The organism is Sinimarinibacterium arenosum (assembly GCF_005047655.1).
GTDB lineage: Bacteria > Pseudomonadota > Gammaproteobacteria > Nevskiales > Nevskiaceae > Solimonas.
Genome location: NZ_SUKF01000003.1, coordinates 289,012 through 315,353, shown reverse-complemented (window position 1 = coordinate 315,353; position 26,342 = coordinate 289,012). Strand labels below are relative to the sequence as shown.

Below are 26,342 nucleotides of genomic sequence, written 5' to 3'. Positions count from 1 at the left end.
CTCACCTTTGCTCGTCTACTCGCTGCTCACGGATGAATTCCGCCAACAGCACTCTCTTGTCATCATCGAGCCCAATCTGCTCCAGCAAATCGGGCCGCTTCAACCACGTCTGACCCAGCGCCTGCTTCAAACGCCAGCGCGTAATGCGCGCATGGTCGCCACTCAGCAGCACCTCGGGCACTCCGCCTCCGCGCCACAACTCTGGCCGCGTGTAGTGCGGATGGTCCAGCAAACCTGCCGAGAACGAATCGTTCACCGCAGACTCTGCATGTCCCAGCACCCCTGGCAGCAGGCGAGCAATCGCATCGATCACCACCATTGCTGCCAGTTCGCCACCGGACAACACAAAATCGCCCAGCGACAACTCCAAATCCACTTCTGCCGCCACGAAGCGCTCGTCCAGCCCCTCGTAACGCCCACAGAGCAGAATCAGATTCTGCTCCGCGCTCAATCGTTGAGCCCAAGCCTGATCGAAGCGCTCACCCTGCGGCGACAATGCCACAACCCGCGCCACGCCAAGTGCCTGCTTCGATGCCGCCACCGCCGCACTCAGCGGCTCGGCCTCCATCACCATGCCCGGCCCACCGCCGTACGGCCGGTCATCGACACGTCGCCAGCGGTTGACGCTGTAGTCGCGCGGATTGCGCGTCGACAACGTCAGCTGCCCGGATTCAGCGGCGATCCGCGGCATTCCATGCCGCGCCACCTGCTCCACCAGCTCCGGGAACAGGCTGATCACCTCTATCCGCATCAGTACTCCGGATCCCAGTCGCAAACGATGCGACCGGCGTCCAGCTCCACATTCTTGACGATTTGTGGCCGCACAAACGGGATCAAGCGTTCGCCACCAGCATCGTCTTTGACCACCAGAATGTCCTGTGGGCCATTACTTGTAACGTCACGAACTTGCCCCAAGGGCACGCCCGCCTCGTTCTCAACCTTCAGGCCGATCAGATCGACCCAATAAAACTCTCCATCCGGCAACCGCGGCAAATCGGCGCGGTCAACCTGAATCTCCGCACCAAGTAGCGAGGCCGCCACGTCACGATCGGTGATCGCTTCGCCACGTGCGTCGCTGATCTGCGCGACCAGCCCGCTACCCTGTGCATGCCCTTCCAGCACTTCTGCCGGATAGGCCTCACCGTGCTGAAGAATCCACCAGCGCCGGTAATCCAGAATCTTTTCTGCCGGTCGCGTCTGCGAATGCACCCGCAGCCACCCCCGCACGCCGTACACTCCGGCGACGCGGCCCAGCGTCACCCGAGTCGCCGCCATGAATCAGGCAGCCGGCTTCGGCGCGGCCTTGATCAGGAACGCTACGCGATCAGACACTTGCGCGCCGTTCTGCTTCCAGTAGTCCACGCGAGCCAGATCCAGTACCAGCTTCTGCTCGTTTCCGCGCGCAAGCGGGTTATAGAATCCCACGCGCTCAATGAAACGGCCATCACGCGGGCTGGACTTCTCGGTTGCCACGACATGATAGAACGGGCGCTTCTTTGCACCTGCACGAGCCAAACGAATTGTGACCATCTTCGACGTTATCCAATGACAAAAGCGGCGCCAGGCCGCTGAAAGGCCGCGTATTGTAGCGATTTCCTCACGGAATTCCAGCGCCGTGCGAAGATTCGAACGGAAGGGTCCCGGGTTTGCTCTGAACAGCATTCGGTCCCGCACGTAAAAGCGCGAGCACCCGCGTTCGCAAGTCACCACTGAACTCGGGGCCATAACCGTGATAGATCTGGTTGATATGCCCATCCGGAGCGACCAGGAAAGTGGCCGGCAACCGCCATACCCCGTAATTTCTCGACGCAATACCAATGGTATCGACCACCACCGGGAAACCCACCGGGTGCAGATCCAGAAACCGCCGCGCCCGATCGACCGAGGTATCGAGACCGACGGCCAGCACTTCAAAGCGATCGGCATAGCCTGCGCCGTGCAACTCGGTACGCAATTGATTCAGACGCGGCATCGATTCCACACAGGGGCCGCACCAGGACGCCCAGAACTCGACCACCAGCACTCGCCCCTTCAGCGCACTGACTCTGGCCTGATCAGCTACACCGTTAAGCACGATGCCCGCAGCCTCAGGCGCAACTACCCCGGGGTCCACGGCAAACGCCGACGCGCAGGCCGAGGATAGCAGCGCACCCAGCAGTGCCCCCCGCCAAACGCGGCGCATGCCTAGCGCCTCGGCATCATGCCGGGCGGCAAACGCCCAGCCAGACCGCGCATCAACTTGCCCATCCCTCCGCTGGCAACCTTCTTCATCATGTCGCGCGTGGTTTCGAACTGACGCATCAATTTATTGATTTCCTGAACCTCAACGCCGCTGCCGGCGGCGATGCGCCGTTTACGCGAAGCCTTGATCAGATCCGGGAATTTGCGCTCCTGATGGGTCATCGAATTGATGATCGCAATGGTGCGCTGAACCTGCTTGTCGGCATTGACGTTCTGCAACTGCGCCTGCATCTGCGCGCCACCGGGCAGCTTCTCGAGCAGTGAGGCCATGCTGCCCATATTCTGCACCTGCATCATCTGCTCGCGAAAATCCTCCAGATCGAAACGCTTGGTCTTTTTCAGCTTCTCGGCGAATTTCTGCGCCTTGTCCTGATCAACCTTGCGCGCGGTCTCCTCGATCAGGCCAAGCATGTCACCCTGGCCGAGAATCCGCGTAGCGATGCGGTCGGGATGGAACACTTCCAGCTTGTCGGACTTTTCACCGACGCCGATGAACTTGATCGGCCTGCCGGTGACCTGCCGCACCGACAACGCCGCTCCACCGCGGGCATCGCCGTCGACCTTGGTCAGAATCACGCCGGTCAGCGGCAGCACGTCGGCAAACGCACGCGCAGTCTTGGCTGCATCCTGACCGGTCATGCTGTCGACCACGAACAGCGTCTCGACCGGCTGCAATGCTTCATGCAGTGCCGCAATCTCCTGCATCATCGCAGCATCGACCGTGGTACGGCCCGCGGTGTCAACGATCAACACGTCGGCATATTGCTTCTTGGCCTCGGCCAAAGCCGCCTTGGCGATGGACACGGGGTCCTGCCCGACCTCCGATCCAAAGAAGTCCACGCCGACGTTTCCGGACACGATTCGCAGCTGCTCGATTGCCGCCGGGCGATAGACGTCGCAGGAGACAACCATTACCTTTTTCTTTTCCCGCTCCTTCAGCAGCAGCGCGAGCTTGCCCGTCGTCGTGGTCTTGCCGGAACCCTGCAGACCCGCCATCAGAATGATCGCCGGCGGCTGCTGGCGCAGATTCAGCGGTTCCGCACTGCCACCCAGGGTCTCTGTCAGCTGGCGCTGCACCAGACGCAGGAATTCCTGACCAGGCGTCAACGACTGGGTGATCTCGACACCCAACGCTTTCTGCTTGATCTGCTCGATGAAGTCCTTGACGACAGGTAGCGCAACATCCGCTTCCAGCAACGCCATACGCAGCTCACGTGCGGCGGCGTTAATCTGGTCTTCGGTCAGCCGTCCCTGGCCCCGAATGCTGTCGAGCACCCGCGAAAGGCGCGTTGTGAGATTTTCAAACATGGATTTCGACACACATGGAAAGGCGCCGATTGTAGCGGTCTGCCGTTGTAACCGCCCGTTTCAGCGCTGCATTTAATCGAAACTGATGGTGTCACCGCGGCGAAGGTGATCGTAATCCCATCCCCGCAAGGCCTGTTTGCACTGTCGCTCGATGACCGCCTCGCAGCCCGGCTTGGCATGGGTCAGGTACAAACGCGGTCGATGGTTCAGCTTCTGCAGCTCAGCCGCCAGCAGTGACGGCGTGAAATGCTTGGACGCGTACCCCAGCGCAGCCTGCTCGTCCGGGAACGCGATTTCGATGATCAGCTTGTCGAGTTGAGGCAGGGAGTTGAGAAATGCCCACAGCTGGTCGTCCGCGTAGGTGTCGCCGCTGAAGGCAAAGATGCCTCGGCGCCCTTCGATGGCGTAGCCCACCGCCGGAACCGTGTGCAAAACACGAAACGCTGTCAGACGTCGCTGCTCGTCCAGCTCGAAAGTCTGCCCGACGCCCAGCTCGCACCACTTCAGCAACGGCGTGGTTTCATCCGGAAGCATCGAAAAATCCGGCCAAATCTGCCAGTTGAAGATGTGTTCGCGAATCGCTGCCAGCGTTTCAGAGGTGGCATAGACCTCCAGCGGCCGATCGATCAGTCCAAACAAGTTGTCTGCCATAAACGCCAGTCCACAGATGTGGTCCAGGTGGCTGTGCGTCAGGAATACCCGCTTGATGCGCTGCTGCTGCGCAAGCGAAAGATCGCCGACGCCCGTGCCAGCATCGATCAGATAATCGTCATCGACCAGCAGGCTGGTCGTCCGAAGTCCAGGCCCGACGCCACCACTACATCCGAGCACCTTGATCCGCATGCACCAGGGGCCCTCATTCGCGTTTTACGCATGCTAGCACAGCGTCGTCAGCAATCCGGCAACGCCACCGAGCGCCAATGATATGCTGCGACCCCCATGATATTCAGTGCGATTGCTCTCATTATCTACCTGGTTGCGGCCGCCCTGGTGGCACGCCGCAATACCTACCAGGCGCTCGACCACTGGCTACCGCCACTGGCGTTGGCCCTGCACGGCTGGACCCTCGGACATCATGTATTCCATGGTGGCGCGGTCACGATCGGGATCAACGAAGCCATCTCGCTGTTCACCTGGCAGTCCGCACTGCTGCTGTGGGCACTGTGTTTCCGTGAACCCTTGAAAATGATGGGCGCCGCGATCTACCCCATCGCCGGCCTCGCAGCGATGATCGCCAGCGCCTTCCCCTCACCGATCAGCAATATCGAAAGCGTCGACTGGAAGGCACGGACTCATATCGTGCTGTCCCTGCTGTCGGCCGGCCTGTTGACGCTTGCTGCGGTTCAAGCAGGACTGCTGGCGGTGCAGGATCGCCTGCTGCACGGACGCCGCGTCACACCGATGGCACGTGCCCTGCCGCCCCTGCAGACGATGGAACGCCTGTTATTCCAGCTGATCGGCATTGGTTTTGTCCTGCTGTCTCTGACGTTACTGTCGGGACTCTGGTTCATCCGCGACTGGATGGCTCAGCATCTGGCTCACAAAACCGTCCTGTCGATCACCGCCTGGCTAATCTTTGGGGTCCTGCTGTGGGGGCGCCTGCGCCACGGATGGCGCGGCCGCGCCGCGATCCGCTGGACGCTGACAGGCTATCTTGTCCTGGTCCTGGCATACTTCGGCAGCAAGCTGGTTTTAGAACAAATTCTTGGTGAGCACTGGAGTTAGCGCAGCTTCTTAATGTAGCCCCAGTTGACAGACCCCCTCTGCTTTCGATAACTAGCAGATTCGACACGGCCACCGCTGACCGCGCTCTTGGACGATATTCCGTTACCTGCCCTCTTCGGGTTGCTGCTGGTACTGCTAGCCTGCTCTGCCTTTTTCTCTGGCTCCGAAACGGGGCTGATGACGCTGAACCGGTATCGAATCAAGACCCGGGCGCAGAAAGGCGAGCGCGGCGCCAAACTTGCGCACAGTCTGCTGCAACGTCCGGATCGATTGATCGGCACGATTCTGCTCGGCAACAACTTCATCAATACGCTCGCTGCCTCGGTCGCAACCATAATTGGTCTGCGTATTTTCCCAGGCGACACCGGCATCGCCGTTGCCACGGCCGCAACCACGCTGCTGCTGCTGATTTTTGCCGAAGTCACACCCAAGACCCTCGCCGCACTACACCCTGAACGCATCGGCGTTCCTGCTGCGTATGTGTTGTGGCCTTTGCTGCGACTGATTTATCCGTTGGTCTGGGCTGTAAACCTGATCAGCAATGGCTTGCTGCGACTGATCGGGGTGACGCCCGAAGATGCGGCACAGCACAGCCTGAGCACCGAAGAGCTGCGCACTGTGGTCGCCGAAGCCGGCGCAATGATTCCTCAGCGCCACCAAAAGATGCTGCTGTCGATTCTCGACCTCGAGAAGGCAACGGTCGAGGACATCATGGTGCCGCGTAACGAAATCATCGGCATCGATATCTCGGAACCTTGGGAAACCCTACTCGAATCCGTCATCAGCAGTCAGCACACGCGGCTGCCGTTGTTTGACGGTTCGATCGACAATCTCAAGGGTGTGGTCCATCTGCGTCGCGTTGTCGGGCTGGTCTCCGAAGGCAAACTCGATGTCTCCGAATTGCAGGGGCTAGCGCGTGAACCCTACTTTGTCCCCGAAGGAACACCGCTGAATCAGCAGTTGCTGAATTTTCAGAACCAGAAGCGTCGCATCGGCTTCGTGGTTGACGAATACGGTGACATCCAGGGCCTGGTCACGCTCGAGGACATCCTCGAAGAAGTCATCGGCGAGTTCACCTCGGATCCCGCCACCCGCATCAAGAACGTGTATGCAGATCCGGACGGCAGCTATCGGGTAACGGGCTCTGTGACGATCCGCAGCCTGAACAAGAATCTCAGCTGGAAGCTGCCCACCAACGGCCCCAAGACCATCAATGGCCTGCTGCTGGAGAAGCTTGAAAGCCTGCCGCAGCCTGGCGCCAAAGTCGCCATCGGCGGATACCAGTTCGAGATCACCGAAATGCGCGCAAACGCGATCAAGGGCACTCGGATCTGGCCACCTGCAGCCGCCAATCTGCTCGGCAAAGCCGCGAAGGCCGCGCGTGCCTGAGCCTTGCCTCGCACCGTCGCGCACAGCGGCCAGCTAAAAGCTAGAACTGTTCGATTGCCTCGGACAGTCGCCCCACAGCAACGATCTCCAACGCTGAACTGAGGCTGCGTCGCGGCTTGTTGCCCGCGGGCACAATGGCGCGCTTGAATCCATGCTTGGCCGCCTCGATCAGGCGCTCCTCGCCACCAGCCACCGGCCGCACCTCCCCGGCCAGACCAATCTCGCCGAACACGACCCAGTCTCCCGGCCAGGGACGTGAACGAAAGCTCGATAGCACCGCAAGCAGCAACGGCAGATCAGCCGCGGTCTCCTGGATGCGCATACCGCCAACGACGTTCGCAAACACATCCTGATCGCCCAGCGCGATACCACCATGCCGGTGGAGCACCGCCATCAGCATGTTCAGGCGATTGCCTTCGAGGCCCAACGTTACACGCCGGGGTGTCCCGACCATGGAACGATCCACCAAAGCCTGGACTTCGACCAACAGCGGGCGGCTGCCCTGACGGGCCACCGTCACCACGCTACCCGGCACCGGCTCGGCGTGGCGTGACAGAAACAACGCGGAAGGATTGCTGACCTCCTTCAGGCCTCCGTCCGTCATCGCAAACACGCCAAGCTCATTGACGGCGCCGAAGCGGTTCTTGATCGCTCGGATGATGCGGAAGCGTGAACCGGGGTCGTGCTCGAAATACAGCACGGTGTCGACCATATGCTCCAAAACCCGAGGACCAGCGATTGCGCCGTCCTTGGTGACATGCCCCACCAACACGATTGCGGTGCGCGTTGATTTTGCGTATCGCACAAGCTGTGCTGCGGTTTCGCGCAGCTGCGACACTGATCCCGGCGCCGAATCCAGCGTCTCGGTGTACAGCGTCTGAATAGAATCAATGACCACGAAGCCGGGATTCGACCGCGACAGTTGCGCGAGGATCTGTTCGACTGAGGTTTCTGCCAACACCGGCAAGTCGAGATCCACCAGTCCCAGACGTTGTGCCCTGAGGTGCACCTGCGCCAGCGACTCTTCACCCGTCACATACAACGTCGACAAGCGCCCCTGCAGCGCTGACAGTACCTGTAGCAGCAGGGTGGACTTGCCAATGCCCGGATCCCCACCAATCAGAATCACTGCTCCGGGGACCACGCCACCCCCGAGTACACGATCAATTTCCGGCATACCGGTGGCAGCACGCGGCGCTTCATCCACCGCAACCTCTGACAGCATCTGGATCCTTGTCGATGCGGCACCGGTCATGCCGCCGCTGCGCGACGTACGCGGCCCCGCGGCCGCAACCTCGACCAGACTGTTCCAGCTGCCACATTCCGGACATTGCCCGGCCCACTTGGGCTGAACTCCGCCACAACTCTGGCAGACATACTCGCTACGCGACTTGGCCATCAACGATCATCCCTTGAGTCGGCAGCAACGACGTGCGCTGCTCGACATATTCCGCGCCCGAAAACCGGTACTATCAGATTAGCCCAATCGCTCAGGGGGAGCTGCCGGTGAACAATAAGATCTGGTCAAAGGACTGGCTCGCGGCGTCCATATTCACTGTCATTTTTCTCGCGTTGGCATACGGCGTGTTCAGCGACACCTTCCAGTCGATCGAGCGCTACAGCTACGACCTCGGCGTGCGCACTCGTGAACGCACGCCGTCGGATCGCATCGCGGTGGTCGCGATCGATGACGAATCGATCCGCAATCTGGGTCGCTGGCCATGGCCGCGTAAGCTACAGGCGCAACTGATCGACCGACTGCATCAAGGCGGTGCCAAGGTCATCGGCAGCACAGCGCTATATCTCGAGCCCGAGCAGAGTGAGGGCGCCGCTGTCTTACAGCAGACTGCCGATGAATTGGCAGCGTCACCCCTCACACAGCAGATTCCGGTTGAAATCGACACTTTCAATCTGATGCTGGAGGAAACCGCGAAATCCGCACCCGTCATTGCAGGCGTCGCCCAGGCATTTCATGAGTCGGCGCTGAGCCGCGACTATCGGTCACTGATGACCGCGCTGTTGCAGCGCCTATCGGAGGCAGCAGACCGCATTGGCGCACCGGACAAAGCACTGGCCGAGTCAATCACCTCCAGTGGTGATGTGGTGCTGCCCATGGTGTTCGAAATCGGGCGCCCGCAAGGCCGACCTGACGCCCCGTTGCCGGACTACATTCGACGTGATGCGCTGACTAACATCGCCGATCGCGTGGATGCCCGCACCCGTGGAGCACTGCCCATCCCTGTCCGCGGCCTCCAGGCACCGATCGCCGAGCTGGGCGCAGCAGCGGTCGCCGTCGGACACCTGAACGCAACCCCCGACGTCGACGGCGCAGTGCGCTTCGAACCGCTGGTACTGCAGTACTTCGATGAGTTCTATCCCTCGCTGTCGCTGATGATCGCAGCCCGCGCGCTAAACCTGACACCCGCTGACATCGAAGTGCGCCTGGGCGAAGGCGTCAATCTGGGCGGACTGAGCATCGCCACCAGCCCGGCGCTGCGTATGTATACGCATTTCTATGCAGGCGCCGACGGCCAGCCGCCATTCCCCGTGGATTCAGCCTACGACCTGCTCAGCGGCAAGCTTCCGCTGGAAAAATACAAGGGCAAGATTGTGCTGATCGGGACAACCGCGATCGGCACTGGTGACACTTTCGCGACCCCGGTATCTGCATCAACCTCCCCGGTCATCACGCTTGCCCACAGCGTGTCCAGCCTACTGCAGCAGGACTTCTTCGTCCGCCCGGCCTGGGCCGCGTGGGCGGAACTGGGCGTGCTGCTCGCGATCGGCCTGTATCTCGCGCTGCTGCTGCCCCGCCTGAAGGCGACCGCTGCCGCCATTCTGACCGTCGCTCTTGCCATCAGCCTGCTGGCCGCACAAATTGGCTTGATGGCCGGCGAGGCCATGTGGATCAAGCTCACCGTCGCCACGCTGCTGCTGCTCAGCGGTCATGCGTTCATGACGGTCAAGAAATTCAATATCACCGAACGCCTCAAACTCAGCAGCGAAACCGAAGGCGCCGAGTCCAACCGAATGCTCGGCCTTGCGTTTCAAGGTCAGGGACAGCTCGACATGGCGTTCGAGAAATTCCGCCGCGTGCAGCCGGTCGATGACAAGCTGCTTGATCTGATCTACAACTTGGCGCTGGACTTCGAGCGCAAGCGCCAATTCAACAAAGCCGAATCAGCGTATCAATACATCGCCGGATTCAATCGCGATTTCCGCGATATCCAGCAGAAGCTCAGCCGCGCGAAGAAGCTGTCGGAAACAGTGATTCTGGGCGGTAGCGGATCGCATCCCGGGGGCACGATGGTGCTGGATGCGACCCAGCAACTGGAGAAGCCCATGCTCGGCCGCTACCAGGTCGAGAGAGAGTTGGGCAAGGGCGCCATGGGCATCGTCTACATGGGCAAGGATCCGAAGATCGGGCGTCAGGTTGCCATCAAGACCATGGCACTGTCCCAGGAGTTCGAGCCAGACGAACTGCAAAGTGTGAAGGAACGCTTCTTCCGGGAAGCTGAAACTGCCGGCCGCCTGACGCATCCGAACATCGTGTCAATCTTCGACGCCGGCGAGGAACACGATTTGGCATTCATCGCGATGGAGTTCATCCGCGGTCATGATCTGACCCGTCATGTGAAGGCAAATAATCTGCTGCCGGTCGGCGACGTGCTGCGTCTGATTTCTGACGCTGCGGATGCACTCGACTACGCTCACGGCAATGGCATCGTGCACCGTGACATCAAGCCGGCAAACATGATGCTGATAGAAGCCACCAGCACACTCAAGCTAATGGACTTCGGCATCGCCCGGATCACGGATTCAAGCAAAACAAAGACCGGCATGGTACTGGGCTCTCCCAGCTATATGTCACCTGAGCAGCTCGCCGGCAAGAAGGTCGACGGACGTTCGGATCTGTTCTCACTCGGCGTCACGCTCTACCAGCTGTTGTGTGGATCGTTGCCGTTCCAGGCCGAATCGATGGCGGCGCTGATGATGAAAATCACCAACGAACCGCACGCACCGCTGTCAATGCTGCGTCCCGACCTGCCGCCCGGTCTCGACCCGATCATTGATCGCGCGTTGCAGAAAAATGCAGATGCGCGTTATCAGCGCGGCGCTGAGTTTGCGCGCGACCTTCGCGGTGTGCTGGCAACACTCGGCACGGCCTGACCGATGGCTCTGAACGGCAAGGTGGCCTCGGCGTCGATGACCCATACAGGTCTCGTACGCAACAACAACGAGGACGCGGTCGGAGAAGTGCCAGATATCGGACTGCTGGTGCTTGCGGACGGCATGGGGGGTTATAACGCCGGCGAGATTGCCAGCGGGATCGCAGTCGCCACCGTTCTCGACGTGACACAGCGCCGCTGGAGCGAACGCCGCACAGGACACATTGATGCAGAAAGTGGCTACAGCGGTGAAGCGCTGATCATCAAGGATGCGGTTGAGCAGGCTCACCGCGCCATTCATGGCGCGTCCATCAGCCAGCCGCAATGCGCAGGAATGGGCACTACCATCGTCGTGTGCGTCCTGCACGATGACCGCGCCTCGATCGCGTACGTCGGCGATTCTCGCCTGTATCGCTATCGCAGCGGACATCTGGAGCAAATCACCCGCGATCATTCCCTGCTCGAAGAACTGATCGCCCGCGGGCACTACAGCCGCGAAGAGGCCTCCCGGCTGGTGCGGAAGAACATTGTCACGCGGGCGCTGGGGGTCGAACCCGACGTGCTGGTCGACATCATCGAAGAACCCGTCGAGGTTGGTGACATCCTGCTGCTGTGCTCAGATGGTTTGACCGACATGGTCGCGGATGAAATCATTAGCGCAACTGTCGGAAAGTATGCTGATAATCTGGAGAAAATGGCGGCAGCGCTGGTCGAGATCGCCAACCAGAATGGTGGCAAGGACAATGTTTCCGTCGTACTCGCGCGAATCGACTCATCATTCGCACGGGGCCGGCGTTGGTACGAACGTCTAATGGAATGGTTCTAAATGGGCAAGCTCATCATCACCGACAGCACCGGCCAGTCGCAGGATTTTCCGCTGACCAAGGAACGGGTCACGATCGGACGGCACCCGGACAACGACATCCCGCTCAACGACAAGGCCGTGTCCGGGCATCACGCGGTGGTGATCACGATCCTGCAGGATTCGTTTCTCGAAGATCTCGACTCGACCAACGGCACCCAGGTCAATGGCAAAGCAATCGCCAAGCATCCGCTTTCTGATGGCGATCTGATCAGCATCGGACGCAACACACTGAAGTACGAAGGCGAAGCCGCTGCAGACGACGACTTCGAAAAGACCATGATCCTCAAGCCGGGGCAATTGGGCGCCGCGTTCGACCGGCACATCGGCGCTGCAACAGAAGCAGGCAGTATTCCGGGGTCGCCTCCGCCAACCACGGCGCGCCCGCTGCTGGGCAAACTCCGTGTTACCAGTGGCCCCAACCAAGGCAAGGAACTGGAGCTGTCCAAGGCACTGACCACGATCGGCAAGCCTGGCGTGCAAGTGGCCGCAATTACTAGACGCGCCGACGGCTACTACATCGTCCACGTCGGCGGCGAGAGCGGCGGCGCCAAGCCTTTGCACAATGGCGCCCCCGTCGAGTCAACCGCTCGCAAGCTCAGCGATGGCGACAGTGTGGAACTGGTCGGCACTCAAATGACCTTCATGCTGCTCAAGTAACACTGCACCCGCGCGCTGCATTCGGACACGGTTTTCGCGCTGGCAGTCACCAGCCGCGAAAGCGCATACTTTGGTAATCGACTTGGTCTGGAGCCTTGGCCATGCAATTCCGGATTCTACAACTGGTGGCCGTCAGCGCAATCGCGCTTGCCCCCGTAGCCCTATATGCGGCCGATGTACAGTCCGCTACAGCAGAGTCTGAACAACAGGAATCCGCCACTGCCCCCGCGGAAACGGAAAACTGTTTGACCCAGACGGGCAGCCATCTGCAACGCGATGCCAAACACCCTTGTGTCAATGCTCCCGGCCAGGTCATTACCCGTGAGCAGATTGACCGCAGCGGTGCCGCCACGACCGCAGACGCCCTGCGCAAGCTATCCCCAGCCGTTCGTTAATCCAGGCGGACCTTCTTGCGCCGCTGCCGCGGCATCAAGCGATACCGGCGCCGTTGATGTGCCGAAACTTGACACGCTGGGTCAGGCCGCAGAACAGTTCGTACGACAGGGTCCCGGCATAGCGGGCAACCTCTTCGGCCGGCAGGTCGCCGCCCCATAGCAGAACCGGATCACCAACCTGGACGTCCGGAACCGCACGCACGTCGATCGTGATCATGTCCATCGATATCCGCCCCGCCAGTACTGCGGTGCGATTTCGCACTCGAACCGGCGTACCGTCACGAAACGCTCGATGCATTCCATCGGCATAACCGATCGATGCCACCGCAATCGGCATTTCCTCGGTGCAAATAAATTTGCGCCCGTAGCCGATACTTTCGCCAGCAGCAAATCGGCGCACCGCGAGCACCCTCGCCTCCAGACGCATCGCTGGCTGCAGTCCGAGACTGCGCGCATCGGCGTCCGGCATTGGCGAGCAGCCATAGATTGCCAAGCCCGGCCGCACCCAATCAACGCGCGCCTGCGGCCAGCCGATGATCCCAGCGGAATTGGCAATCGAACGGTGACCGGGCACGCCGCGCAACGCGGTGTCGAACGCTTCGATCTGTGTCGCTGTGAACGGATTGTCCGGCTCATCGGCGCAGGCCAGATGCGTCATCCAACCCTCGAACTGCCATCCTGGATGACGCCGCAAGACTTCAGCCAGACGCGGCACGTCGCTCAACGGAAAGCCCAGCCGATGCATTCCGCTATCCAGCTTGAACCAAAGCGACAAACGCGCGGTTTGCGGGAGCTGCTCCAGCAGGGCGATCTGCCAGTGATCATGGACAACGACCTGCAGACGCTCGTACACAGCGAGCGCTGCCTCCTCGATCGAAATCACTCCCTCCAACAGAGCAATCGGCGCCTGGATATGCGCCTGACGCAAGGTCATCGCCTCCTCGAGGCAGGCCACCGCCAAGGCGTCCACTGATGCTGCCTCGAGAGTACGCGCCACTGCAACCGCGCCGTGGCCGTAGGCATCGGCCTTGACCGCAGCCATAACGCGGGATTTCGGCGCTAGCCGCCGGATTACCGCCAGATTGTTGCGGATCGCTGCCAGATCGATCGTCGCTGTAACGCGCGGAATCATTCGGAATGATCGTAGTCGGCGTAACCCTGCGCGAGATTCTCGAACCGGGTGTACTGCCCGAGGAACGACACCCTCACCGTGCCCAGCTCACCATTGCGCTGCTTGGTAATGATGATCTCGGCGATGCCCTTGTCCGGGGTGTTCTCGTTGTAAACCTCGTCCCGGTAGATCATCGCAACAAGGTCAGCGTCCTGTTCGATACCGCCGGACTCGCGCAAGTCGGACATCCGCGGCCGCTTGTTGTCACGCTGCTCGACGCCGCGATTCAGCTGCGACAGCGCAATCACCGGCACTTCCAATTCCTTGGCCATCGCCTTGAGACTGCGCGAAATCTCGGCGATCTCACCGGTACGATTGTCCTTGGTGCCCGGCACCTGCATCAGCTGCAGGTAGTCGACCACAATCAGGCCGAGACCATGCCGTGATTTGATCCGGCGCGCGCGCGCACGGATTTCCAACGGCGACAAGCCGCCGGTCTCATCGATATACAGCGGCGCATCCCGGATCAGGCTGCCCTGGGAAATCAGGCGATCCCAGTCGCGATCCTCAAGCTCGCCGCTGCGCAGCTTGCCCATTGGAATTCGGGCAAACGATGACACCATACGCATTGCCAGCTGCTCGGCCGGCATTTCCATGCTGAACACTGCGACTGATTTGCGCTCGTACAGCACCACATGCTCTGCGATGCCCAGCGCGAGACTGGTTTTACCCATCGCCGGACGACCAGCGAGGATCACCAGATCCCCTGGATGCAGACCTGTGGTCTTGGCATCGAGATCCGTAAGACCGGTGGACAATCCGGCGAGACCGCCTGGATTCTGGCGCAGATGCTCGATCTTGCGTTCGAGCTTGTTCATCAGCTCGGGCATGTCGAAGTAGGTCGACCGCGCATTTTCGGCGCGCGACCTCAAACCCTGGACCTGTTGCTCGGCGACATCCAGCAGCTCGGAGTAGTGTCTGCCCTCCGGCCGATAACCGAGCTCGGCCACGTTGCCGCCGACCTGGACCAGCCCACGCAACACCGCGCGCTCGCGCACGATCTCCGCGTAGGCCTGCACATTGGCCGCGTTCGGGGTTTCATTGGCGATGCTGCCGAGATAGCCGAGGCCGCCAGCCTCCTCAAGCTTGCCCTGCGCCTTGAGATGCTCGGACAGGGTCACAAAGTCACAGGGGCGATTGCCACCCACCAGCTCGCAGATCGCGCGGTAAATCAGCTGATGATCTTCGCGATAGAAATGCTCGGGTGAAAGGTACCCGGCAAGATCGGGCCAGACACGGTTGTCCAGCATCAGACCGCCCAGGACCGACTGTTCCGCCTCGATCGAATACGGCGGCAACTTGGGTTGCGCTTGCAGCTTGGCAGCAGGAATGCTCAAGGTAGGATCGCGATCAGCCATTGCAGAAGAGGCATGTTACCGCGGCAGCTCGGACGCATACAGCGGTAAAAACAAAGTGGCCCGCACTGGAGGCGGGCCACTTTTCACAGCACATGAACGCAGCGCGATCAGGCAACCGGACCCTTGCTGTCCTGGACCAGAACCGTCAGGCCGACAATAACCTCAGAGTGCAGCTGCACTTCGACGTCGAAGCTGCCGGTCGCGCGGATCGGGCCGCTGACCATGTCGATTTCGTTCTTGTGCAGATCCACACCGACCGCAGCGGCGGCATCGACGATTTCAGCCGGACCGACCGAACCGTAGAGCTTGCCTTCTTCGCTGGACAGCGCTTTGATCGTCAAGGTCAGACCGGCAATCTTCTCGGCACGCAGCTTGGCCGCCTTGACGCTGTCCTGCGCCTTCTTCAGCAGCTCGGCCTTGCGCGCTTCAAACACTGCGCGGTTGCTCTCGGTCGCCGGCAGCGCCTTGCCCTGCGGCAGCAGGTAGTTACGTCCGAAACCGGCTTTGACCTCGACCGTATCACCGAGATCGCCAAGCTTCTTGATCTTCTCGAGCAGAATGACTTGCATTGAGCTTCCCCTTAGCCGTGGCTGTCGCTGTACGGCAACAGCGCCAGGAAGCGGGCGCGCTTGATCGCGAGCGCCAGTTCACGCTGATAGCGCGACTTGGTCCCCGTAATGCGGGCCGGCACGATCTTGCCATTCTCACCAACGTACTGCTTCAGCACGTTGAGATCCTTGTAGTCGATCTCCGGGGCGCCCTCGGCGCTGAACCGGCACGACTTCTTGCGACGGAAAAACTGCGCCATGGCTTAGGCTCCTGTCTCTTCTGCAGCGGGGCTGTTGTCCGCGCTGCCGTTATCCACATTGTCATCGCTACCGTCGGTCCCTTCATCGGAATCGTCGCGGCGATTGCGATACTCGCCAGGCTTCTTCTCTTCCTCGGGAACCTTGAACAGCGCCGATTGCGCCGTCACGGCCTTGTCGGTCTTCACCACGAGGCGACGGATCACCGCGTCGTTGAAACGGAACGCGTTTTCGAACTCGTCGAGCGTCTCCGGACCGATTTCCACGTTCATCAGAACGTAGTGCGCCTTGTGCGCCTTGGCGATCGGATACGCCAACTGGCGGCGGCCCCAATCTTCGAGGCGATGGACCTTGCCGTTGCCGGCCTCGACCATGCCCTTGTAGCGTTCGATCATGGCCGGAACCTGATCACTCTGGTCCGGGTGCACCATGACCACGATTTCGTAGTGACGCATCGTATCTCCTTGTGAACATGCGAATTTCTGTCGCATGGCCCCCGATCATCTAAAACGTCGTGGGGCAAGTGGGAACAACAAAATCCCACGCAGCAACGTGCGCGGGGCGCGAATCTTAGGTTAATCAGCGGCTTGATGCAATCGGCGTATCAGGGGTGAGCCTCAAGCAGCACCACCGCCTGGGCGGCCAGACCTTCGCGGCGCCCGATCGCGTCGAGCGCCTCGTTGGTCGTCGCCTTGACATTGACGCAGTCAGGCGGCACGCCCAGATCGGCCGCCAGCACCGCGCGCATGGCATTGACATGCGCCGCAACCCGCGGCGCCTGCGCGATCAGACACAGATCGACGTTACCAACTGCGTAACCCGCTACGCGCACCCGCTGCATCACTTCGGCGAGCAACCGGCGACTATCGACTCCGGCGAAGCGCGGGTCGGAGTCCGGAAACAGATGTCCGATATCGCCGCCCGCAATGGCGCCCAGCAGGGCATCACACAACGCATGAATCAGAACATCGCCATCCGAGTGCGCAACGATGCGGTACTCGCAGGCGATGAAGACTCCACCCAGGGTGACACCGTTGCCAGGCTCGAGCCTGTGGATGTCATAGCCCTGACCGATGCGAAGGGCGCGCCGCGACGGAGGCGTCGCTTCTGATTCGTGCGAACTCATCGTCCTAGACTGGCATACATTGCGAACATCAGGGAGCGGCGCTCACGACAGATACTGCTGTTGCGCCAGCCAGAACTCCGCCAGCTTGAGGTCCTCAGGAAATGTGACCTTGATATTCGATTCACGACCGCGGACCAACCGGGGGGCGTAGCCCGCCTGCTCCATCGCACTGGCCTCGTCGGTGACTTCGGTCTTGCGGGCCGCCGCCGCCCGCAGCGCCGCCAGCAGTAGATCAAGCCGAAACAGCTGCGGCGTCTGCGCGCGCCAGTACTGCGCACGATCAACGGTCTCGGCAACACGCCCCTGATGAGCACGCTTCAGCGTGTCGGCAACGGGTAACGCCAACAGCCCCCCGTCGCGATCACTGGCTTCGTCGCGCAGACGTTCGACGTCGGCCCAGCTGACACATGGCCGCGCCGCATCATGAACCAGCACCCGAACCTCGGCGCCGGCGATGCTGCGCTCAGCCACCAACGCGAGTCCGGCAAGCACCGAATCCGCCCGCGCGCTGCCGCCGACGATCGTGGTCAGGCGCGGGTGTCGGGCCAGAGGCAATTTCCCGAACTCGGTGTCATTGCGCGCCAGCACCACCACCACACCATCGATCCATTCCAGATCGAGAAATGGAGCCACGCTCCATTCCAGCAACGCCCGCCCGCGCAGGGGCAGGTACTGCTTGGGTCGGGCAACGCCCATGCGACTGCCGCCACCCGCGGCAGGGATCACAGCCCAATAGCGGCAAGCGAGCGGCACGGATCAGCGATGGACAACCAGATAGAACGTCTCGCCTTGCTTGATCATGCCCAGCGTCGTCCGCGCCCGCGCCTCGATCGCCGCGGTGCCGGTGCCGAGATCACGGACCTCGGCATCCAGTGCCGCATTGCGCACGCGCAGCTGCTCGTTCTGGTCGCTGAATTTCGCGACCTGCTGCTTCAAGCGATGGGTATGCGACACACCACCGTCAGCAATCCACAGCCGCCACTGCAATCCCAGCAACACCAGGACCAGACCCGCAATGATGGCTGTGCGCCGGTTCATGCCCGGATACTACACCGCGACCGGGAATGCCAGCTTGCCCGGATAGCGCGCACGCGCACCGAGCGCCTGCTCGATCCGCAGCAGCTGGTTGTACTTCGCCATACGATCGGAACGGCACAGCGAACCGGTCTTGATCTGGGTTGCCGTGGTGCCGACAGCGATATCCGCAATGGTGGCGTCCTCGGTCTCACCCGAGCGATGCGAAACGACACTGGCGTACCCGGCTTCTGTCGCCATCTGGATCGCCTCCAGCGTCTCGGTCAGCGTACCGATCTGATTCGGCTTGATCAGGATCGAGTTGGCGATGCCCTTGCTGATGCCCTCGGCCAGAATTTTGGTATTGGTCACGAACAGATCGTCACCGACGAGCTGAATCGTGCCCCCGAGCTTTTCGGTCAGAACCTTCCAGCCCTTCCAGTCGTTTTCGGCGCAGCCGTCCTCGATCGAGATGATCGGATAGTCGGCGCACAGCTTGGCCAGATAGCTGGCGAATTCTTCCGAGGTGAACGAGCGTCCCTCGCCGGCAAGGTGATACTTGCCCTTGGAATAGAACTCACTGCTGGCCACGTCCAGGCCCAGGTAGACATCCTTGCCCGCCTTGTAACCCGCCTTCTCGATCGCCTGTAGCAGGCAGTCCAGCGCCGCAGCATTGGACGGCAGGTCGGGGGCGAATCCGCCTTCGTCACCCACTGCGGTATTCAGTTTGCGGCCCTTCAGCACCGCCTTGAGCGCATGGAAGATCTCCGCGCCATAGCGCAGTGCCTCACTGAAACTGGGCGCACCCACCGGCAGGATCATGAACTCCTGAACGTCGACGTTATTGTCAGCGTGCGCGCCGCCGTTGATGACATTCATCATCGGCACCGGCAGCGTCACGCTGGAAATACCGCCGAGATGGCGGTACAGCGGCAGGCCCTTTTCCTGCGCCGCAGCTTTCGCGGTCGCCAGCGACACTGCAAGAATCGCGTTGGCACCCAGCTTGGATTTATTGTCAGTGCCATCCAACGCGATCATCGTCGCATCGACCAGCGCTTGGTCCTGTGCATCCAGTCCGGTCACTGCTTTGGCAATCACCGTCTGCGCATTCTTGACCGCCTTGCTGACGCCCTTGCCCAGATAGCGGGCACGTCCCTTGGCGGGAACGCCATCGCGAAGTTCGACGGCTTCGCGACTGCCGGTCGAGGCGCCCGACGGGGCCGCAGCGCGTCCGCAGGCTCCAGAGGTCAGCTCAACCACTGCCTCCACGGTCGGGTTACCCCGGGAATCGATGATTTCAAGCGCGGAAACTTTAGCGATGGCCGACATGGGTGGGTATTTTTCCTGCTGTTGTGGTGTCTTTGTATGACGTATTTTAAAGCCCTTGCACTCCAGCGTCACGAGATACCGCCGCGACGGACTCGCCATTCGCTGACACAGCAGGGCTCGCCTTCGGGAATGAAGCCCTGCATGACTAGACGTTTTTCGGGGATGACCATGCTTTTCGAAACGACCCGCAGCCGGGCTATCGCGCTTCGCCTGATCGGTGCGGCACTGACCATGAGTGCAACAACGGCGCCGGCATTGCCCGCGGCGTCTTCCGGATCCATTGAGCAGTTGCTGCAGCAACTGCGGGACAACACCGCAGGAGCCATCCAGCAGACGCGCATCACGGCTGATGACTATGTCGCGATCAGCGCCACCGGTAGCCTGCCCATGCTGGCTGACGATACCGCGGCGACCCCGTTGCAGCGCGCTCAGTTCTTCCTGTCGGTCTACGGTAGCGTCGCCGGGATCACCGATCCGCTGACACAGCTGTCGCCGCGCCGAACCTCAACCGATGCCGCCGGCTTCCAGCATGTTCATCTGGATCAAACCTACCGCGGCCTGCCAGTCTTTGGTGCGCGCATGGTCGTTCACCTGGGTCCGGGCGGCGTGACCGGCGTCAACGGCGTATTCATCAATGGTCTCGACGGGCTGTCGATCGAGCCGGCAATGCGCATCGCCGATCTGCATCAGCGCGCGCTCGCCGCGGGCCGCAAAGCACACCCGCAGGCAACGCTGTCGCTGGAAAGCGGACGCCTGATGATCTATCGCAGCGGCCTGCTCAAAGGCCTGCACGGCCGCAATTTTCTGGCATACGAAGCTGTGGTCGCCGGCGCTCCCGGTGAAGCAGTCCGTGAGCGCGTCATCCTCGACGCCAACACCGGCGCGGTCCTGAACCGCATCAATGAAATTCACAGTCTGCTGAACCGCGAAATTCATACGCCGACCCTGGATGCCCCCCCGCTGCTGACCGAAGGCAGCGCCCTGGCACCGGCCGATCCGCCGTTCAGCGGCGACGTCACCGGTTCGACCCGCAGCGCCAACCTGCCGACCGATAATCTTTACATCTTCGCCGGCGGCACCTATGCGCTGTACAAGAACCTGTTCGGTCGCGAGGGTTACGACGACGGCGCCATGCCGCCGGAAGAGCAGGTCCAGCGCAGCGTCTACCTGATCAACGAAAACTGCCCCAACGCCTACTGGGACGGCACTTCGACCAACTACTGCCCCGGCTTCGACGCCGATGACGTCGTCAGCCACGAGTGGAGCCATGCCTACACCGAATACACACATGGTCTGGTCTACCAGTACCAGTCCGGCGCACTGAACGAGAGCTACTCGGACATCTTTGGTGAGACCTACGATCTGGTAAACGGCATCGAAGGACCGCTCGGGGTCACCTTGACCGAAGGCGAGTACTACGAAAACGGCGGCAGCCGCTGGGTGCTGGGCGAGGACCTGTCGGAAACCGCCGCTGCGCTGCTGCTGCGTGACATGTGGGATCCTGACAACTTCAGTGTGCATGTCCCGATCGTCGGCATTCCGGCAGTGACGTTTGCGCCCTCTCCCGGCAGTGTCATCACCTCCCAGAACTACTACTGCGGCACGGGCGACGGCGGCGGTGTGCACACCAACTCCGGCGTGCCCAACCATGCCTACGCCATGCTGGTGGACGGCAAGGAGTTCAACGGCGTCACGATCCCCGCGATCGGCATGATCAAGGCCGCGCAAATCTACTTCCACGCGGAAACGCACTACCAGACGCCGACAACGAACTTCGCCCAGCACGCCGACGCGCTGGAGCAGTCGTGCCACGACCTCATCGGCGCGCCACTGAACGATGTGTTCGGCGAGGTCTCGGATCAGGTCATCACCGCCACCGATTGCGACGCAGTGCATGCTGCGATGGTGGCAGTGGAGATGCGCGAAAGCCCGGTCGAAAAGTGTGGCTATCTTCCGGTGCTGGCACCCGAGGACGAAACCCCGGCGCTATGCCCCTCTGGCCAGGCGCCGGAACCCAGCTTCTCTGAAACCTGGGAAAGCGGCAGTGTCCCGGCCACCTGGACGCTGGGCAAGAATCTGACCGGTGACACCGAGCCAGCCGTGTTCCGGTTTGAGGTCACTGCCGATTTACCGGCGCCGCACAGTGGCAAGGCGGCCTTTGCCGTCGACGACACCGGCGGCACCTGCGCCGCAGGCGGCGACATATCCGGCTCCTACTGGATGGATTCGCCGGTGATCGACGTCGCGATTGCCGACAGCTTCCTGACTTTCACGCACTTCATGCAGTCCGAGCAGGGCTACGACGGTGGCAATCTGAAATACAGCCTCAACGGCAGTGACTTCTCGGTGGTACCGGACGCCGCCTTCACCCACAACGGCCACAACGGCGAATTCGAAGCCGCCGCGCCAGCCGGTCAGAACACCAACCCGCTCGCCAGCGAAGCGGCATGGACCGGATCGGACCAGGGCGAAGCCACCGGAAGCTGGGGCCGCACCGTGGTTTCGCTGGCTGATCTGGGTGCCAATGCGGGCGATACCGTGCAGTTCCGCTGGGAGTTCGGCAACGACGGCTGCGGCGGAAATCTCGGCTGGTATGTCGACGACACCGCGGTCTTCAGCTGCAAGGCCGGTGGCAGCGGCCTGCCCACCAGTGGCGGCGGCGATGGCGGGGGTAACGGCGGCGGCGACACCGACAACGGCGACCAGGGCCGCTTTGGCGGTGCACTGAGTCTCTGGCTGCTGTTGCCGCTGCTGGGCATCGGCACACTGCGGCGGCGCACATGGCGCCACTGATTTAGGCGCGCAAACAAAAGGCCGGGCATAGCCCGGCCTTTTTTTATTGTCGCGCCCCGCAGGGTCAGACGAGCTTCTGCTCCAGCATGCCGGACTTCTTCACAACCCGGTCCAACTCGAGCAGGGTTTCCAGCAGCTCGCCGATATGCTTCAGCGGCAGCGAGTTGGGGCCATCGCACAGCGCCTGATCCGGATTCGGATGGGTTTCCATGAACACGCCGGCAACGCCGGCGCCGATTGCCGCCCGGGTCAGCACCGGGATGAACTCGCGCTGCCCGCCCGAAGCATTACCCTGCCCACCCGGCAACTGCACGGTATGCGTGCCGTCGAACACCACCGGCGCGTAGTTGCGCATGACGGCAAGCCCGCGCATGTCGGCGACCAGGTTGTTGTAGCCAAACGAGAATCCGCGCTCGCACAGCATGAAGTTCGGCTCGGCCACCGCTTTCATCTTTTCGATCACATTGCCCATTTCCCAGGGCGACATGAACTGGCCTTTCTTGACGTTGATCGGCCGCCCCGTCAGCGCCACCTTCTGCATGAAGTTGGTCTGCCGGCACAGGAAGGCCGGGGTCTGAATCACGTCGATGACTTCGGCCACCTCGTCCAGTGGAGTGTCTTCGTGCACGTCGGTCAACACCGGCACGCCGATCTGCTGCTTGACCGCCTGCATGATCTTCAGACCTTCATCCAGGCCCGGACCACGATACGAGGTATGCGAGCTGCGGTTGGCCTTGTCGAAGGAACCCTTGAATACGTACAGGATGCCCAGACGCTCGGCGATCGGTTTGATGTGTCCCGCGACATCCAGCGCAAGCTGCTGTGATTCCAGCGTATCGGGACCGGCGATCAGAAAGATCGGGTTGAGCCCGCCAATTTCACGTCCGAGCAACTTCATGCGACTTTCACCTGTGAGCCCTGCGTGGAATCGGCGCCAGCCTGGTGCGCCAGATGATGCTCGCGCGCCGCTTTGACAAAGCCTTCGAACAGCGGATGTCCGTCACGCGGCGTCGACGTGAATTCCGGATGGAACTGACAGCCGATGTAGAACGGGTGATCCGGCAGCTCGATCATCTCGACCAGCTCGTTCTCAACCGATTCAGCGACCAGATCCAGACCACCCTCGCTGAGGGTCTGCTTGTAGTTGTTGTTGAATTCAAAGCGATGCCGATGGCGCTCGCTGATGACCTCGGCGTTGTACAGCGCGCGCGACTTGGACCCTGCACGCAGGCGGCAGGCCTGCGAACCCAGACGCATCGTGCCGCCCTTGTTCGACTCCAAGGTCCGCGTGTGCACACGGCCCTCGGCATCGCGCCACTCGCTGACCAGTGCAATGACCGGATGCGGCGTGTGCGGATCGAACTCGGTGCTGTGCGCACTGGTCAGGCCACAGACATTGCGCGCGTACTCGATCACGGCCACCTGCATGCCCAGACAAATCCCCAGATACGGAATCTTGTTTTCGCGGGCATAGCGTGCGGCCAGAATCTTGCCGTCGATCCCACGTTCACCGAATCCACCCGGCACCAGAATCGCGTCGGCGCCCTGTAGCGCACGCAGCCCCTGGGTTTCCAGGGTCTCCGACTCCACATAGCGGATCTTCACGCGGGTACTGGTATGCATGCCGGCATGATGCAGCGCTTCGTTGAGCGACTTGTAGGCATCAGCCAGATCAACGTACTTACCAACCATCGCGACCTGCACCTCGGCATCCGCCGAGCTGCGCGCCTCCACCAGATTATCCCAGGCCGACAGATCGGCCTGACGGCATTCCAGTCCGAAATGCTGCACCACCAGATCGTCCAGCCCCTGCTGATTCAGCCAATGCGGGATCTTGTAGATGTCGTCGAGATCGACGGCGGCAATCACCGCCTTGTACGGAACATTGGTGAACAACGCGATCTTGCGGCGCTCGCCGTCCGGCAGCTGGCGTTCGCTACGGCAGACCAGAATGTCCGGCTGGATGCCAATGCCGCGCAGTTCCTTGACCGAATGCTGCGTCGGCTTGGTCTTCAGCTCGCCCGAAGCCTTGACGAACGGCACCAGGGTCAAATGCATGTACAGCGTGCGCTCGCGGCCGAGCTCGACGCCCATCTGGCGGATCGCCTCCAGAAATGGCAGCGACTCGATATCGCCGACGGTGCCGCCGATCTCGACCAGGCAGATGTCCGCACCGCCGGTGCCCTTCAGCACGGCGGACTGGATCTCGTCGGTGATATGCGGAATCACCTGCACGGTCTTGCCCAGATAGTCGCCGCGGCGCTCCTTGTCGAGCACATTGCGGTAGATCTGGCCGGTGGTGACGTTGGAGAAACGCGTGGTCTTGCCGCGCAGGAATCGCTCGTAATGACCCAGATCGAGGTCAGTCTCGGCGCCGTCCTCGGTCACGAATACCTCGCCGTGCTGGAACGGACTCATGGTTCCGGCATCGACGTTGATGTACGGGTCCAGCTTGATCATGCTGACCTTGAGGCCGCGTGATTCGAGAATTGCGCCGAGCGAAGCGGCTGCAATGCCTTTACCGAGTGAGGAGACGACGCCCCCGGTAACAAAGATGAATCGCGTCTGCACTGGCGCGTCTGGCATGGGGGTCGTTGGCAACGTGGAAGTTGCGGCGATTTTACTGGATGGGGGCGCCCTGCGAAACCGGGTGATCACCTGACCTGCTTCCGGGCGGCGACGGCACGCCGGGAATCGCATGCCGCCACGACACCTGGAGACCGGACTCGAGCGCCTCAGCGCTGTGCCAGAAGTCGGCAATCGCCAGCAGCTGGCCGTCACGCTGCAGCAGCGGCATGCGCTCACGCCCCCACGGCGGAATCCCCGCCCCCTGGCACAGCTGCTTGAGCGTGCGGGTATGGCGGTCGCCTGCCGGCTTCAGGCGTTCGCCTCCCCGGGCAAAGCGCACCTGCAGATGCGGCACCCGCGGCGCGCTCAGCTCCCCGCAGCCCGGCGGCAGCACCAGGGTACGGCGATGTCCCCACGACAACTGCATTTGCGCATCTGGCGCCGGCGGCAAGGCCGGCATCAGGAACAGACGATCACGGTAGCGCCGGACTTCACCGGCATCGCTGCGCAAAACCGGTGTCGCATCACTGCGGGCGCCGATGACCTCGCGATCGAGCCGCTCGAACCAGGCCTCGGCCGGTGGCTGCAACCCGAGCGCGCGCCATTGCTGATACAGCAGATTGCGTCGGCGCTGCGGAGACAGCGTCCGCAGCGCCGCGATATCCAGCGCATCGGCAGGGCTGTCCGCCACGCCCCACGCCGTCTCGTTCGCCCCCGCCCGCCGCAGATCCTCGAGCGCAAGCTCGGCCAACAACTGATCCGCCACCTGAGCGCGCGCGGCCAGCCGCGCCAGACTGACCGCCGCCTGTGGGAAGTGGCGCTGCAGAAGCGGCATTACATCGTTGCGCAACTGCACGCGGGCATAGTCGGAATCCTGGTTCTGCGGGTCTTCAACCCAGCGCAGAGACTGTGATCGCAGATAGGCCCGCAGCTGCTGCCGCCGGAACCCCAACAGCGGTCGCCAGATCATGCCCGGAGCCAGCGGCGCGGTGACGGCCATCGCGCCAAGGCCGCTGATGCCCGTCCCACGAATTGCGCGCAGCAGCACCGTCTCGGCCTGATCATCCAGATGATGCGCGGTTGCAAGCACATCACCGGGGCGCAGCACGGCAGCAATGGCCGTATACCGCGCGCGACGCGCGGCCGCCTCGGGCCCGTCGCCGCAGTCCTCGACCCGGACCTTCAATACCCGCAGGCTGATGCCGAGTTCACGGCAAGTCCGACGGCAATGACCAATCCAGGAGTCCGCCACAGGCTGCAGGCCGTGATGCACGTGCACCGCGCGCAGTCGCCCGGAATGCTGTTGTCTCAGCAGATGCAGCAAGGCGGTCGAATCGCCGCCGCCACTGTAAGCCACCCATAGCGTGCCACCCGAGGCGACCGGAGCGGTCGCAAGCCGGAGTGGCGTGCTCATGCCCACAGCGAAAC

Annotated in this window: 26 protein-coding genes; 7 read left to right on the top strand and 19 right to left on the bottom strand. The window is 61.8% G+C overall.

Translation table 11 applies throughout. From position 1 onward, the window contains the following. Position 1: 1 nt before the first annotated feature. The 6 genes from trmD to E4T66_RS07750 form a co-directional block, all read right to left on the bottom strand. The gene (trmD, locus tag E4T66_RS07775; protein WP_136848394.1) at positions 2-751 is read right to left on the bottom strand and encodes a tRNA (guanosine(37)-N1)-methyltransferase TrmD; all 750 of its coding nucleotides are present in this window, start codon (positions 749-751) and stop codon (positions 2-4) included. Then, positions 751-1,275 (bottom strand): ribosome maturation factor RimM, encoded by a 525-nt coding sequence (rimM, locus tag E4T66_RS07770; RefSeq protein WP_136848392.1) that lies wholly within the window; start codon positions 1,273-1,275, stop codon positions 751-753. The genes trmD and rimM overlap by 1 nt, the downstream gene beginning before the upstream one ends. A gap of 3 nt (positions 1,276-1,278) precedes the next feature. After that, positions 1,279-1,530, bottom strand: a complete 252-nt coding sequence (rpsP, locus tag E4T66_RS07765; RefSeq protein ID WP_136848390.1) for a 30S ribosomal protein S16 — start codon at positions 1,528-1,530, stop codon at positions 1,279-1,281. A gap of 67 nt (positions 1,531-1,597) precedes the next feature. Beyond that, positions 1,598-2,182 (bottom strand): TlpA family protein disulfide reductase, encoded by a 585-nt coding sequence (locus E4T66_RS07760; protein WP_136848388.1) that lies wholly within the window; start codon positions 2,180-2,182, stop codon positions 1,598-1,600. A 2-nt stretch (positions 2,183-2,184) separates the two neighbouring features. Continuing rightward, positions 2,185-3,549 (bottom strand): signal recognition particle protein, encoded by a 1,365-nt coding sequence (gene ffh / locus E4T66_RS07755; protein WP_136848386.1) that lies wholly within the window; start codon positions 3,547-3,549, stop codon positions 2,185-2,187. Positions 3,550-3,621: 72 nt separating this feature from the next. After that, complete coding sequence (locus E4T66_RS07750) at positions 3,622-4,392, bottom strand: MBL fold metallo-hydrolase (protein ID WP_136848384.1); 771 nt, start codon at positions 4,390-4,392, stop codon at positions 3,622-3,624. A gap of 96 nt (positions 4,393-4,488) precedes the next feature. Between E4T66_RS07750 and E4T66_RS07745 the strand changes: the two genes are divergently transcribed. Both E4T66_RS07745 and E4T66_RS07740 read left to right on the top strand, forming a co-directional pair. Beyond that, positions 4,489-5,274, top strand: coding sequence for a cytochrome C assembly family protein (locus E4T66_RS07745; RefSeq protein WP_136848382.1), 786 nt, complete (start codon positions 4,489-4,491; stop codon positions 5,272-5,274). Positions 5,275-5,361: 87 nt separating this feature from the next. Continuing rightward, the gene (locus E4T66_RS07740) at positions 5,362-6,663 is read left to right on the top strand and encodes an HlyC/CorC family transporter (RefSeq protein WP_136848381.1); all 1,302 of its coding nucleotides are present in this window, start codon (positions 5,362-5,364) and stop codon (positions 6,661-6,663) included. A gap of 40 nt (positions 6,664-6,703) precedes the next feature. On the opposite strand, the gene radA is transcribed toward E4T66_RS07740, so the two are convergent. Beyond that, a complete protein-coding gene (radA, locus tag E4T66_RS07735) occupies positions 6,704-8,062 on the bottom strand; it encodes a DNA repair protein RadA (RefSeq protein ID WP_136848379.1) in 1,359 nt (452 codons plus the stop codon). 107 nt (positions 8,063-8,169) lie between these two features. Between radA and E4T66_RS07730 the strand changes: the two genes are divergently transcribed. From E4T66_RS07730 to E4T66_RS07715, 4 genes are all read left to right on the top strand, one after another. Further along, the gene (locus tag E4T66_RS07730) at positions 8,170-10,833 is read left to right on the top strand and encodes a CHASE2 domain-containing serine/threonine-protein kinase (RefSeq protein WP_248679523.1); all 2,664 of its coding nucleotides are present in this window, start codon (positions 8,170-8,172) and stop codon (positions 10,831-10,833) included. Between the two features lie 3 nt (positions 10,834-10,836). Next, positions 10,837-11,658, top strand: a complete 822-nt coding sequence (locus tag E4T66_RS07725) for a Stp1/IreP family PP2C-type Ser/Thr phosphatase (protein WP_136848377.1) — start codon at positions 10,837-10,839, stop codon at positions 11,656-11,658. Then, positions 11,659-12,354: an FHA domain-containing protein gene (locus E4T66_RS07720; protein WP_136848375.1), complete on the top strand. Its 696-nt coding sequence runs from the start codon at positions 11,659-11,661 to the stop codon at positions 12,352-12,354. 101 nt (positions 12,355-12,455) lie between these two features. After that, positions 12,456-12,749 carry a hypothetical protein gene (locus E4T66_RS07715; protein ID WP_136848373.1) on the top strand — a complete coding sequence of 98 codons (294 nt, stop codon included), beginning with the start codon at positions 12,456-12,458 and terminating at the stop codon, positions 12,747-12,749. A gap of 34 nt (positions 12,750-12,783) precedes the next feature. On the opposite strand, the gene alr is transcribed toward E4T66_RS07715, so the two are convergent. The 9 genes from alr to eno all read right to left on the bottom strand — a co-directional run bounded on the left by alr (position 12,784) and on the right by eno (position 19,553). After that, positions 12,784-13,881, bottom strand: coding sequence for an alanine racemase (gene alr, locus E4T66_RS07710; RefSeq protein ID WP_136848371.1), 1,098 nt, complete (start codon positions 13,879-13,881; stop codon positions 12,784-12,786). Further along, a complete protein-coding gene (dnaB, locus tag E4T66_RS07705; RefSeq protein ID WP_136848687.1) occupies positions 13,878-15,236 on the bottom strand; it encodes a replicative DNA helicase in 1,359 nt (452 codons plus the stop codon). Before dnaB ends, alr begins: the two co-directional genes overlap by 4 nt. A 149-nt stretch (positions 15,237-15,385) precedes the next feature. Continuing rightward, positions 15,386-15,847, bottom strand: a complete 462-nt coding sequence (gene rplI / locus E4T66_RS07700; RefSeq protein ID WP_136848369.1) for a 50S ribosomal protein L9 — start codon at positions 15,845-15,847, stop codon at positions 15,386-15,388. 11 nt (positions 15,848-15,858) lie between these two features. Beyond that, positions 15,859-16,086, bottom strand: coding sequence for a 30S ribosomal protein S18 (gene rpsR, locus E4T66_RS07695; protein ID WP_136848368.1), 228 nt, complete (start codon positions 16,084-16,086; stop codon positions 15,859-15,861). 3 nt (positions 16,087-16,089) lie between these two features. Continuing rightward, positions 16,090-16,539 (bottom strand): 30S ribosomal protein S6, encoded by a 450-nt coding sequence (rpsF, locus tag E4T66_RS07690; RefSeq protein WP_136848366.1) that lies wholly within the window; start codon positions 16,537-16,539, stop codon positions 16,090-16,092. Positions 16,540-16,688: 149 nt separating this feature from the next. Continuing rightward, positions 16,689-17,210, bottom strand: a complete 522-nt coding sequence (gene ispF / locus E4T66_RS07685; protein WP_136848364.1) for a 2-C-methyl-D-erythritol 2,4-cyclodiphosphate synthase — start codon at positions 17,208-17,210, stop codon at positions 16,689-16,691. A gap of 42 nt (positions 17,211-17,252) precedes the next feature. Then, positions 17,253-17,936 carry a 2-C-methyl-D-erythritol 4-phosphate cytidylyltransferase gene (ispD, locus tag E4T66_RS07680; protein WP_282706991.1) on the bottom strand — a complete coding sequence of 228 codons (684 nt, stop codon included), beginning with the start codon at positions 17,934-17,936 and terminating at the stop codon, positions 17,253-17,255. A 30-nt stretch (positions 17,937-17,966) separates the two neighbouring features. Next, positions 17,967-18,248, bottom strand: coding sequence for a septum formation initiator family protein (locus E4T66_RS07675; RefSeq protein ID WP_136848361.1), 282 nt, complete (start codon positions 18,246-18,248; stop codon positions 17,967-17,969). Positions 18,249-18,257: 9 nt separating this feature from the next. Next, complete coding sequence (gene eno / locus E4T66_RS07670; protein WP_136848359.1) at positions 18,258-19,553, bottom strand: phosphopyruvate hydratase; 1,296 nt, start codon at positions 19,551-19,553, stop codon at positions 18,258-18,260. 168 nt (positions 19,554-19,721) lie between these two features. Here eno and E4T66_RS07665 point away from each other — a divergent pair, with 168 nt between their 5' ends. Beyond that, positions 19,722-22,346 (top strand): M4 family metallopeptidase, encoded by a 2,625-nt coding sequence (locus E4T66_RS07665; RefSeq protein WP_169577536.1) that lies wholly within the window; start codon positions 19,722-19,724, stop codon positions 22,344-22,346. A 64-nt stretch (positions 22,347-22,410) separates the two neighbouring features. On the opposite strand, the gene kdsA is transcribed toward E4T66_RS07665, so the two are convergent. Genes kdsA through tilS form a run of 3 tightly spaced genes read right to left on the bottom strand, consistent with a single transcriptional unit; the run spans position 22,411 to position 26,328 of the window. Further along, positions 22,411-23,244, bottom strand: coding sequence for a 3-deoxy-8-phosphooctulonate synthase (gene kdsA / locus E4T66_RS07660; protein ID WP_136848355.1), 834 nt, complete (start codon positions 23,242-23,244; stop codon positions 22,411-22,413). Beyond that, positions 23,241-24,932, bottom strand: coding sequence for a CTP synthase (locus E4T66_RS07655; protein ID WP_136848353.1), 1,692 nt, complete (start codon positions 24,930-24,932; stop codon positions 23,241-23,243). Before E4T66_RS07655 ends, kdsA begins: the two co-directional genes overlap by 4 nt. 34 nt (positions 24,933-24,966) lie before the next feature. Continuing rightward, positions 24,967-26,328: a tRNA lysidine(34) synthetase TilS gene (gene tilS, locus E4T66_RS07650; RefSeq protein WP_136848351.1), complete on the bottom strand. Its 1,362-nt coding sequence runs from the start codon at positions 26,326-26,328 to the stop codon at positions 24,967-24,969. Positions 26,329-26,342 lie beyond the last annotated feature (14 nt).

Excerpts from the sequence above, each read along its gene's own strand:
- trmD (WP_136848394.1), bottom strand. The coding sequence starts at position 751 with ATGCGGATAGAGGTGATCAGCCTGTTCCCGGAGCTGGTGGAGCAGGTG.
- rimM (WP_136848392.1), bottom strand. The coding sequence starts at position 1,275 with ATGGCGGCGACTCGGGTGACGCTGGGCCGCGTCGCCGGAGTGTACGGC.
- rpsP (WP_136848390.1), bottom strand. The coding sequence starts at position 1,530 with ATGGTCACAATTCGTTTGGCTCGTGCAGGTGCAAAGAAGCGCCCGTTC.
- E4T66_RS07760 (WP_136848388.1), bottom strand. The coding sequence starts at position 2,182 with ATGCGCCGCGTTTGGCGGGGGGCACTGCTGGGTGCGCTGCTATCCTCG.
- ffh (WP_136848386.1), bottom strand. The coding sequence starts at position 3,549 with ATGTTTGAAAATCTCACAACGCGCCTTTCGCGGGTGCTCGACAGCATT.
- E4T66_RS07750 (WP_136848384.1), bottom strand. The coding sequence starts at position 4,392 with ATGCGGATCAAGGTGCTCGGATGTAGTGGTGGCGTCGGGCCTGGACTT.
- E4T66_RS07745 (WP_136848382.1), top strand. The coding sequence starts at position 4,489 with ATGATATTCAGTGCGATTGCTCTCATTATCTACCTGGTTGCGGCCGCC.
- radA (WP_136848379.1), bottom strand. The coding sequence starts at position 8,062 with ATGGCCAAGTCGCGTAGCGAGTATGTCTGCCAGAGTTGTGGCGGAGTT.
- E4T66_RS07725 (WP_136848377.1), top strand. The coding sequence starts at position 10,837 with ATGGCTCTGAACGGCAAGGTGGCCTCGGCGTCGATGACCCATACAGGT.
- E4T66_RS07720 (WP_136848375.1), top strand. The coding sequence starts at position 11,659 with ATGGGCAAGCTCATCATCACCGACAGCACCGGCCAGTCGCAGGATTTT.
- E4T66_RS07715 (WP_136848373.1), top strand. The coding sequence starts at position 12,456 with ATGCAATTCCGGATTCTACAACTGGTGGCCGTCAGCGCAATCGCGCTT.
- alr (WP_136848371.1), bottom strand. The coding sequence starts at position 13,881 with ATGATTCCGCGCGTTACAGCGACGATCGATCTGGCAGCGATCCGCAAC.
- rplI (WP_136848369.1), bottom strand. The coding sequence starts at position 15,847 with ATGCAAGTCATTCTGCTCGAGAAGATCAAGAAGCTTGGCGATCTCGGT.
- rpsR (WP_136848368.1), bottom strand. The coding sequence starts at position 16,086 with ATGGCGCAGTTTTTCCGTCGCAAGAAGTCGTGCCGGTTCAGCGCCGAG.
- rpsF (WP_136848366.1), bottom strand. The coding sequence starts at position 16,539 with ATGCGTCACTACGAAATCGTGGTCATGGTGCACCCGGACCAGAGTGAT.
- ispF (WP_136848364.1), bottom strand. The coding sequence starts at position 17,210 with ATGAGTTCGCACGAATCAGAAGCGACGCCTCCGTCGCGGCGCGCCCTT.
- E4T66_RS07675 (WP_136848361.1), bottom strand. The coding sequence starts at position 18,248 with ATGAACCGGCGCACAGCCATCATTGCGGGTCTGGTCCTGGTGTTGCTG.
- eno (WP_136848359.1), bottom strand. The coding sequence starts at position 19,553 with ATGTCGGCCATCGCTAAAGTTTCCGCGCTTGAAATCATCGATTCCCGG.
- E4T66_RS07665 (WP_169577536.1), top strand. The coding sequence starts at position 19,722 with ATGCTTTTCGAAACGACCCGCAGCCGGGCTATCGCGCTTCGCCTGATC.
- kdsA (WP_136848355.1), bottom strand. The coding sequence starts at position 23,244 with ATGAAGTTGCTCGGACGTGAAATTGGCGGGCTCAACCCGATCTTTCTG.
- E4T66_RS07655 (WP_136848353.1), bottom strand. The coding sequence starts at position 24,932 with ATGCCAGACGCGCCAGTGCAGACGCGATTCATCTTTGTTACCGGGGGC.
- tilS (WP_136848351.1), bottom strand. The coding sequence starts at position 26,328 with ATGAGCACGCCACTCCGGCTTGCGACCGCTCCGGTCGCCTCGGGTGGC.